The sequence below is a fragment of the Streptomyces sp. LUP30 genome (assembly GCF_001746365.1).
GTDB lineage: Bacteria > Actinomycetota > Actinomycetes > Streptomycetales > Streptomycetaceae > Streptomyces.
In genome coordinates, this window is record NZ_MJAJ01000018.1 from 187590 (window position 1) to 196968 (window position 9379).

Annotated in this window: 6 protein-coding genes and 1 pseudogene; 3 read left to right on the plus strand and 4 right to left on the minus strand. The window is 71.4% G+C overall.

Features of this window, described 5'->3' with window-relative positions:
- Positions 1 to 233 precede the first annotated feature (233 nt).
- From BG482_RS17650 to BG482_RS17660, 3 genes are all read left to right on the plus strand, one after another.
- A complete protein-coding gene (locus BG482_RS17650) occupies positions 234 to 662 on the plus strand; it encodes a MerR family transcriptional regulator (protein ID WP_069769994.1) in 429 nt (142 codons plus the stop codon).
- Entirely contained in the window at positions 659 to 991 is a 333-nt protein-coding gene (locus BG482_RS17655; RefSeq protein ID WP_069769995.1) for a co-chaperone YbbN, read from the plus strand. Before BG482_RS17650 ends, BG482_RS17655 begins: the two co-directional genes overlap by 4 nt.
- A 120-nt stretch (positions 992 to 1111) precedes the next feature.
- On the plus strand, positions 1112 to 3403 hold the full coding sequence (locus BG482_RS17660; RefSeq protein ID WP_069769996.1) for a UvrD-helicase domain-containing protein: 2292 nt from the start codon (positions 1112 to 1114) through the stop codon (positions 3401 to 3403).
- Positions 3404 to 3662: 259 nt separating this feature from the next.
- Here the strand turns inward: BG482_RS17660 and glgB are convergent, their stop codons facing one another.
- From glgB to treS, 4 genes and pseudogenes are all read right to left on the minus strand, one after another.
- Positions 3663 to 5957, minus strand: a complete 2295-nt coding sequence (gene glgB / locus BG482_RS17665; protein ID WP_370745811.1) for a 1,4-alpha-glucan branching enzyme — start codon at positions 5955 to 5957, stop codon at positions 3663 to 3665.
- 13 nt (positions 5958 to 5970) lie between these two features.
- Positions 5971 to 7371 (minus strand): phosphotransferase, encoded by a 1401-nt coding sequence (locus BG482_RS17670; protein WP_069769997.1) that lies wholly within the window; start codon positions 7369 to 7371, stop codon positions 5971 to 5973.
- A gap of 87 nt (positions 7372 to 7458) precedes the next feature.
- Positions 7459 to 7835 (minus strand): alpha-glucosidase C-terminal domain-containing protein (locus BG482_RS41120; protein ID WP_176741403.1); only part of this gene is annotated, 377 nt, incomplete at its 5' end.
- A gap of 1 nt (position 7836) precedes the next feature.
- Positions 7837 to 9379 (minus strand): annotated as a pseudogene (gene treS / locus BG482_RS17675) (maltose alpha-D-glucosyltransferase); the annotation flags it as partial.

Below are 9379 nucleotides of genomic sequence, written 5' to 3' on the forward strand. Positions count from 1 at the left end.
CCGGGTGTCCGGCCCCGCCTGAACCGGGGCCGGACACCCGGCCATCCGCCCCCCCGCTCCGGGCGGCCGAGCACTCCCCCGTGGCTCGGCCGCCCGGTCTCTTTCCCCCTGCCCGGCCCGGCGCCGGGCTTTTTGCCGTTGTTCCCCGGGAATGCCCGGCCCGGTCCGGGGGGCGCGTCGGGAGTCCCGGGAGTGTTGCCTTGACGTCGGCGTCAAGCCGTACCGTCGAGGGCATGCGCATCGGAGAGCTGGCCGAGCGGGCCGGGACCACGACCCGGACGCTGCGGTACTACGAGTCCCGCGGGCTGTTGCCCGCCCGGCGGAACCACAACGGCTACCGGACCTACGACGAGGACGATCTGGAACTGCTGCGGCAGATCAGGACGCTCCAGGACTTCGGGTTCGACCTGGAGGAGACCCGGCCCTTCGTGGAGTGCCTGCGGGCCGGTCACCCCGAGGGCGACTCCTGCCCGGCGTCGCTGGCGGTCTACCGGCGCAAGCTGTCGGAGCTCGACGAGTTGATCGGCGAGCTGCAGGCGGTGCGCGCCCAGGTCGGCGAGCAGCTGGTCAGGGCCGAGCGGGCACGGGACGAACTGGCCGCCGATGCGACGGTTCCGGGTGGTCCGGATCCGGTGTGCGAGCTGGGAGGGCGGACGCGATGAGCAAGGCCGACGGTGTGGCGGAAGTGACGGACGCGGACTTCGGGGCGCAGGTGCTCGGGGCGGAACTGCCGGTGCTGGTGGAGTTCACCGCCGACTGGTGCCCGCCGTGCCGGCAGATGGGGCCGGTGCTGACCGCGCTCGCCGCCGAGGAGGGCGAGCGGCTGAAGGTCGTGCAGCTGAACGTGGACATGAACCCCGAGACGACCAACGCCTACAAGGTGCTGTCGATGCCGACGTTCATGGTGTTCCGGTCGGGAGAGCCCGTGAAGGCGATGGTGGGGGCCCGGCCCAAGCGGAGGCTGCTGGAGGAGCTGTCCGACGTGCTGTAACCCCGGGCAGAACACGAGAAATCCCCCGAGCAATTGCGCTCGGGGGATTTCTCTGCGTATATTCGATGATTCGCGACTTCATGAGAAACAAGTCGCAAAGAAGCTCAGTGAGCACAGTATATGCGGGCGGGAGTGGAATTGTCAAACGCCGACTTTCCTGACAGTGAATTGCTGCACGAGCAGGAATTCATCGACGTGCTGTACGCACGCGTGGACGCCCTGCGCGGGGACACCGAGGCCGGCGTCACCGACGCCCTCGCCCAGGGCGACAAGCCCATGCAGGCGCGGCTGGAGCGGGACATCCTCGTCGCCGAACGCTCCGGTCTCCTCGCCGCGCTGAACGCCGTGGACGGCTCCCTGTGCTTCGGGCGCATCGACCTCTCCTCGGGCACGAACCACCACATCGGCCGCATCGGCCTGCGCACCGACGACGCCGAGCGCACCCCCCTCCTCATCGACTGGCGGGCCGACGTCGCCCGCCCCTTCTACCTGGCCACCGGTCACACCACGATGGGGCTGCGCCGACGCCGGCACCTCACCACCGAAGGCCGCCGGGTCACCGCCCTGCACGACGAGATCCTCGACCTCGGCGACGCCACCCGCACCGGCCACGAGGACCCCACCGGCGACGCCGTGCTGCTCGCCGCCCTCGACTCCGCGCGCACCGGCCGGATGAGCGACATCGTGCAGACCATCCAGGCCGAGCAGGACGAGATCATCCGGGCGCCGCACCGCGGGGTGCTGGTCGTGGAGGGCGGCCCGGGCACCGGCAAGACGGCAGTCGCCCTGCACCGGGCCGCCTACCTCCTCTACGAGCACCGGGAACTGCTCGCCAAGCGGGCCGTCCTCATCGTCGGACCCAACCCCGCCTTCCTCGGCTACATCGGCGAGGTGCTGCCCTCGCTCGGCGAGACCGGCGTGCTGCTCGCGACGGTCGGCGAGCTCTTCCCCGGCGTGAGGGCCACGGCGGCCGACACCCGTGAGGCGGCCGCGGTCAAGGGCCGCGCCGACATGGCGGACGTGCTCGCCGACGTCGTACGCGACTGGCAGGCGCTGCCCGACCCGGTGATCGCCATCGAGCACGACCGCGAGATCCTGATGCTCGACGACGGCCTGGTGAAGATGGCCCGCGAGCGCACCCGCGCCGCGGACCTCCCGCACAACGTGGCCCGCGAACACTTCGAGGGCCACATCCTCAACACCCTCACGGACATGGTCGCCGAACGCATCGGCACCGACCCGTTCGACGGCACGAACCTGCTGGACCCCAGCGACATCACCCAGATCCGCGACGAACTCGCCGAGAACCCCGAGGTCTGGGCCGCCGTCGACCAGCTGTGGCCGCGCCTGACCCCGCAGCGCCTGGTCGCGGACTTCCTCGCGGACCCGGTGGGCTACGTCTCCGACGACGACGCGGCCGTCATCCGCCGCCCGGTGACACGGGCATGGACGGTCGCGGACGTGCCGTTGCTGGACGAGGCCGCCGAACTGCTCGGCGTCGACGAACGGGTGGCGCGGGCGCTGGCCGAGCGGGAGCGCGAGACGCAGGTCGCCTACGCCCAGGGCGTCCTGGACGTCTCGTACGCCTCGCGCACCTACGAGTTCGACGACAAGGACGAGGAGGACTCCGAGGTCCTGTCCGCGCACGACATCATCGACGCCGAGCGGTTCGCCGAGCGGCACGAGGAGGACGACCACCGCAGCGCCGCCGAGCGCGCGGCGGCCGACCGGACCTGGGCGTTCGGGCACATCATCGTCGACGAGGCGCAGGAGCTGTCGCCGATGGCCTGGCGGCTGCTCATGCGGCGCAGCCCGACCCGCTCGATGACGCTGGTCGGCGACCCGGCGCAGACCGCCGAGGCGGCGGGCGTCGGCTCCTGGGACCGGATCCTCCAGCCGTACGTCCAGGACCGCTGGGAGCACACCCGCCTCGGCGTCAACTACCGCACCCCGGCCGAGATCATGGAAGTGGCGGCCGCGGTGGTGCGCGCCGAGCGCCCGGACTTCGCACCGCCGAGCTCCGTGCGGTCGACGGGAGCGCGGCCGTGGGCGCGCGCGACCCACGACCTGGCCGAGGCGGTGGCCGAGGCGGTCGACGAGCTGACGCCCGCCGAGGGCCGGCTCGCGGTCATCGCCCCGCGCGACCTGCACCGGAAGCTGGCGGCGCGGCTCGACGGGATCACCGCGGGCGCGGAGCCGGACCTGACGCGGCCGGTCGTCCTGCTGGACCCCCGCCAGTCGAAGGGCCTGGAGTTCGACTCCGTGCTGGTGGTGGAGCCGGCGCGGTACGGCACGAGCGACCTGTACGTGGCGCTGACCCGCGCCACCCAGCGGCTGGGGGTGCTGCACAGCCGCCCCCTGCCCAAGCCGCTGGCCGACACCCTCGCCTCTCCGGCGTCCGCCGAGGCCTGACGCCTTCCGTCGCACCCTCCCGGCCGGGCGCGGCACCCGAACAGGCACGGCTCGGGCCGTGCCGACCGGCGGTGCGCCGGCCGCTCCCGGCCGGACCGCCGCCACCGGGGCTGCGGCAGTCGGCGGCGGCCGGGACGTCCGGCCCGCTCGTGTCCCCGGCGGTCGCCGCACCCGTCACAGCGGGCGTGGTGGCCGCTGGGCGGCGGGGCGGGCGGCCGCTGCCGCCGGTTCCGCGTCCGGCAGGGCGGTCGGGGGCGGCTCAGGCCGGGCGCAGCCAGATCGTCGCCAGCGGGGGCAGGGTCACGCGGACGGTCGCCGGGTGGCCGTGGCGGCCCTGTGGCTCCGGTTTGACCGGGTCGGGGCCGGTGACGCCGCTGCCTCCGTACGCGGACGCGTCGGTGTTGAGCACCTCGTGCCAGGCCGGCACGTCGTCGGGGACGCCCAGAAGGTAGTCGTGGCGCACCACGGGCGAGAGGTTGCTGACGCACAGCAGCGGGGAACCCTCGGCGTCGTGGCGCAGGAACGCGAAGACGTTGTCCTCGGCCGCGTCGCCGACCACCCACGCGAAACCGGCGGGGTCGGTGTCCAGCTGCCAGAGCGCGGGCGTCGCCCGGTAGACGGCGTTGAGGTCGCGCACCAGGTCCCGGACGCCCCGGTGGTCCGCCTCGGCCCCGTACGCCGGATCCAGCAGCCACCAGTCGGGGCCGTGCGCCTCCGACCACTCCGCGCCCTGGGCGAACTCCTGCCCCATGAACAGCAGTTGCTTGCCGGGGTGGGCCCACATGAACGCCAGATAGGCCCGCAGAGCGGCGCGCTGCTGCCACCAGTCGCCGGGCATCTTCGACACCAGCGAGCGCTTCCCGTGCACCACCTCGTCGTGCGAGATGGGCAGCACGTAGTTCTCGCTGTAGGCGTACACCATCGAGAACGTCATCTCGTGGTGGTGGTACCTGCGATGCACCGGCTCGTGGCTCATGTAGTCCAGCGAGTCGTGCATCCAGCCCATGTTCCACTTCAGCCCGAAGCCGAGCCCGCCGAAGCCGCTCGGTCCCGGGTGGTCGGTGGCCCGCGTGACCCCGTCCCAGGCCGTGGACTCCTCCGCGATGGTGACGACGCCGGGACTGCGGCGGTACACCGTCGCGTTCATCTCCTGAAGGAAGGCCACCGCGTCCAGGTTCTCCCGGCCGCCGTGCTCGTTCGGGGTCCACTGGCCGGGCTCGCGCGAGTAGTCGAGGTAGAGCATCGAGGCGACGGCGTCCACCCGCAGCCCGTCGATGTGGAACTCCTCGCACCAGTACACCGCGTTGGCCACCAGGAAGTTGCGCACCTCGCGCCGGCCGAAGTCGAACTCCAGCGTCCCCCAGTCCGGGTGCGCGGCCCGCAGCGGGTCCTCGTGCTCGTACAGCGGACGCCCGTCGAACTCGGCGAGGGCCCAGTCGTCGCGCGGGAAGTGCGCCGGCACCCAGTCCATCAGGACGCCGATGCCGGCCCGGTGCAGGGCGTCCACCAGGTACTTGAAGTCGTCCGGTGTGCCCAGCCGGGCCGTGGGAGCGTAGAAACCGGTGACCTGGTAGCCCCAGGAGCCGCCGAAGGGATGCTCGGCGACCGGCATCAGCTCGACGTGGGTGAAACCCAGATCCTTGACGTAGGCGGGCAGCTGGTCGGCGAGCTGGCGATAGGTGAGGCCGGGCCGCCAGGACGGCAGATGGATCTCGTACACGGAGAACGGGGCCTGGTGCACGGGTATCGCGGCCCGCCGGGCCAGCCACTCCTCGTCGCCCCACGCGTAGTGCGAGGCGTCCACGATCGACGAGGTCGCGGGCGGGACCTCGGTGCGCCGGGCCATCGGGTCGGCGCGCAGGGTGTGCGAGCCGTCGGGCCGGGTGATGTCGAACTTGTACAGCTCACCCTCGCCGACACCCGGCACGAACAGCTCCCAGACGCCCGTCGAGCCGAGCGAGCGCATCGGGAACCCCGTACCGTCCCAGAAGTTGAACGAGCCGGCCACGCGCACGCCGCGCGCGTTCGGAGCCCACACGGAGAAGCTGGTGCCGCTGACCCCCTGATGGACCCGCGGATGCGCGCCGAGCACCGTCCACAACTGTTCGTGCCGGCCCTCGCCGATCAGGTGCAGGTCCAGCTCGCCCAGCGTGGGCAGGAAGCGGTAGGCGTCCTCGGTCTCCACGGTCACGTCGTCGTAGGAGACGAGCAGCCGGTGGACCGGGACCTCCGTCAGGGGCAGCAGGCCGGAGAAGAAGCCGTCGCCGTCGTCCTGGAGTTCGGCGCGCAGATCGCCCGCGAGCACCGTGACGGACCGGGCGTACGGGCGCAGCGCCCGGAAGACGACCCCGCCGGCCACCGGATGCGCGCCGAGCACCGAGTGCGGGGCGTGATGGGAGCCGTGCAGCAGACGCTCGCGGTCGCCGGCGTCCAGCGCGGGGGACACCGGCGGCGCGGGGGCAGCGGCCGTCGCGGGGGAGGGATCCGGCGCGGGTGCGACGGCGGAATTCTCGTTCTTCCCGTCGGCCTTCTTGACCTTCTTCGTGGGAGTCACGTACGGAGCCTCCTCAAGGCAGGTCGGGTGCGGCGAGGCGATGTATCGCGGACAGGGGGACGGGGAGCCAGTCGGGGCGGTGCCGGGCCTCGTAGACGACCTCGTAGACCGCCTTGTCCGTCTCGTAGGCCCGCAGCAGCACGGGGTCGGTGCGCGGGTCGACGCCCGCCGCCTCGGCGTAGCCGGAGCAGTAGGCGGCCCGGCAGGCGTGGGCCCAGCCAGGGTCCGGCGGGTCCGCCGAGTGGGCCGCGTAGTCGAAGGACCGCAGCATGCCCGCCACGTCCCGCACGGTGGGCTGCGGCATCCGCCGCTCGGCCAGCGGCCTGGCCGGCTCCCCTTCGAAGTCGATCAGCGTCCACTCGCCGGCGGACGTGCGCAGGCACTGCCCGAGGTGCAGGTCGCCGTGGACGCGCTGGGCGGTCCAGGTGCGGCCCTCGGCCGCGAGGTCGGCCAGAGCCGTGAAGGCGGTGCGCAGCGCCGGCGCGTAGGGGCGCAGCGCCGGCACCGCCTGTGCGGCCGCGTCGAGCCGCTCGGTCATGCCGTCCACCATCGGCCCTATCTGGGACTGCCCCAGCGTCGCCGTGGGCAGCGCCCGGGCCAGCGCCCCGTGCACCTCGGCCGTGGCCCGCCCCAGCGCCCGGGCCTCGGCGACGAAGTCCTCGCCCTTGGCCAGCTCCCGCAGCGCCAGCTCCCAGCCGTCCGCGGCACCCTGCAGATAGGGCTGGAGCACGCCCAGGACGAAGGACTCGTCCTCGTCCTGGCCGTCGCCGCCCTGGCTCTCGCCGAGGTCGGCCTGCAGCCACGCCGTCGGCGCGGGCACCCGTGGGCAGCCCTCGCGGGCCAGCGCCAGCGGCAGCTCCAGGTCGGGGTTGACGCCCGGCACGACCCGGCGCAAGAGCTTCAGAATGAACGTATCTCCAAAGACGACGGACGAATTCGACTGCTCGCCCGTCAGCCGGCGCGGGACCAGCCCCGACCGGATCTCCTGCCCCGGATCCCGCTCGAAGCGCAGCGTGCCGATCCGGGCCCGGGTGCGCAGCGCCTCCAGCAGCACCTCGGCGGGCCGGGCGTCGTACAGGGCGTCGAAGACGGTCCGCCCGGCCAGCGGCCCCTGGGCCACGTGCCCGATCAGCGCGGGTGCCAGCCGGGGCGGCAGCGCCTCGCGGACGCCGAGCAGCAGCTGGTAGCAGTCACCGGGCCCCGGGCCCTGACGGGCGCGCACCAGCAGGTGGTACAGCCCCAGCCTGGAGTCGGCCGGTAGCAGCTCGGTGGCCGCGACCAGCGAGAACCCGGTGACCGGACGCCCCTTGCCGGCGAACCAGCGCTGCCGTGGCAGCCACTCGCGCAGCAGGGGATCCAGTGACCCGAGGAGGCCGGGGACTGTCTTGCCGGAGAGCGTGACCGTTTCCGCCATGGCGTCGCATTCCTTTCCCCGCGGGGGTCGGGGTGTTACTCATGCGTGCCCCGGGCGGGGCAGGGGAAACCGCCCCGCCTCGGGGTTCTAGGCTGCGTCCTTGCGCAGCCTGAACCAGTAGAAGCCGTGCCCGGCCAGCGTCAGCAGGTAGGGCAGTTCACCGACCGCCGGGAAGCGCACCCCGCCGAAGAGCTCCACCGGGTACCGCCCGTTGAAGCGGCTGAGGTCGAGTTCGGTGGGCTGTGCGAAGCGTGAGAAGTTGTGCACGCACAGCACCAGGTCGTCCTCGTGTTCGCGCAGGAAGGCCAGGACGGCGGGGTTGGAGGAGGGCAGTTCGGTGTAGGTGCCCAGGCCGAAGGCGTGGTTCTGTTTGCGGATCTCGATCATGCGGCGGGTCCAGTGCAGCAGTGAGGAGGGCGACGACATGGACGCCTCGACGTTGGTGACCTGGTAGCCGTAGACGGNAGCGGCTGAGGTCGAGTTCGGTGGGCTGTGCGAAGCGTGAGAAGTTGTGCACGCACAGCACCAGGTCGTCCTCGTGTTCGCGCAGGAAGGCCAGGACGGCGGGGTTGGAGGAGGGCAGTTCGGTGTAGGTGCCCAGGCCGAAGGCGTGGTTCTGTTTGCGGATCTCGATCATGCGGCGGGTCCAGTGCAGCAGTGAGGAGGGCGACGACATGGACGCCTCGACGTTGGTGACCTGGTAGCCGTAGACGGGGTCCATGATGGTGGGCAGGGAGAGGCGGCCGGGGTCGCAGGAGGAGAAGCCGGCGTTGCGGTCGGGGGTCCACTGCATGGGGGTGCGTACGGCGTCGCGGTCGCCGAGCCAGATGTTGTCGCCCATGCCGATCTCGTCGCCGTAGTAGAGGATCGGTGAGCCGGGCAGGGAGAGCAGCAGGGCGGTGAAGAGCTCGATCTGGTTGCGGTCGTTGTCGAGGAGGGGTGCGAGGCGGCGGCGGATGCCGATGTTGGCGCGCATACGCGGGTCTTTCGCGTATTCGGCGTACATGTAGTCGCGTTCTTCGTCGGTGACCATTTCGAGGGTGAGCTCGTCGTGGTTGCGCAGGAAGATGCCCCATTGGCAGTTGGCGGGGATCGCGGGGGTCTTGGCGAGGATCTCGGAGACGGGGTAGCGCGATTCGCGGCGGACGGCCATGAAGATGCGGGGCATGACGGGGAAGTGGAACGCCATGTGGCATTCGTCKCCGCCGGAGGCGTAGTCGCCGAAGTAGTCGACGACGTCCTCGGGCCACTGGTTGGCCTCTGCCAGGATCACCGTGTCGGGGTAGGCGGCGTCGATCTCCTTGCGGACCCGCCTGAGGAACTCGTGGGTCGCGGGGAGGTTCTCGCAGTTCGTGCCCTCTTGTGCGTACAGGTAGGGCACGGCGTCGAGGCGGAAGCCGTCGATGCCSAGGTCSAGCCAGAACCGCAGTGCGGAGATCATCTCGTCCTGGACGGCGGGGTTCTCGTAGTTGAGGTCGGGCTGGTGGGAGAAGAAGCGGTGGAAGAAGTACTGCTTGCGGACGGGGTCGAAGGTCCAGTTGGAGACTTCGGTGTCGACGAAGATGATGCGGGCGTCGGCGTACTGTTTGTCGTCGTCGGCCCACATGTAGTAGTCGCCGTAGGGTCCGTCGGGGTCCTTCCTCGATTCCTGGAACCACGGGTGCTGGTCGCTGGTGTGGTTCATGACGAAGTCGATGATGACGCGCATGCCGCGTTGGTGGGCGGCGTCGACGAACTCGACGAAGTCGGCGAGGTCGCCGAATTCGGGGAGGACGGCGGTGTAGTCGGACACGTCGTATCCGCCGTCGCGCAGGGGCGATTTGAAGAAGGGCGGCAGCCAGAGGCAGTCGACTCCGAGCCATTGCAGGTAGTCGAGTTTGGCGGTGATGCCCTTGAGGTCGCCGACGCCGTCGCCGTTGCTGTCCTGGAAGGAGCGGACGAGGACCTCGTAGAAGACGGCGCGCTTGAACCACTCGGGGTCGCGGTCCTTGGCGGGGGTGTCCTCGAA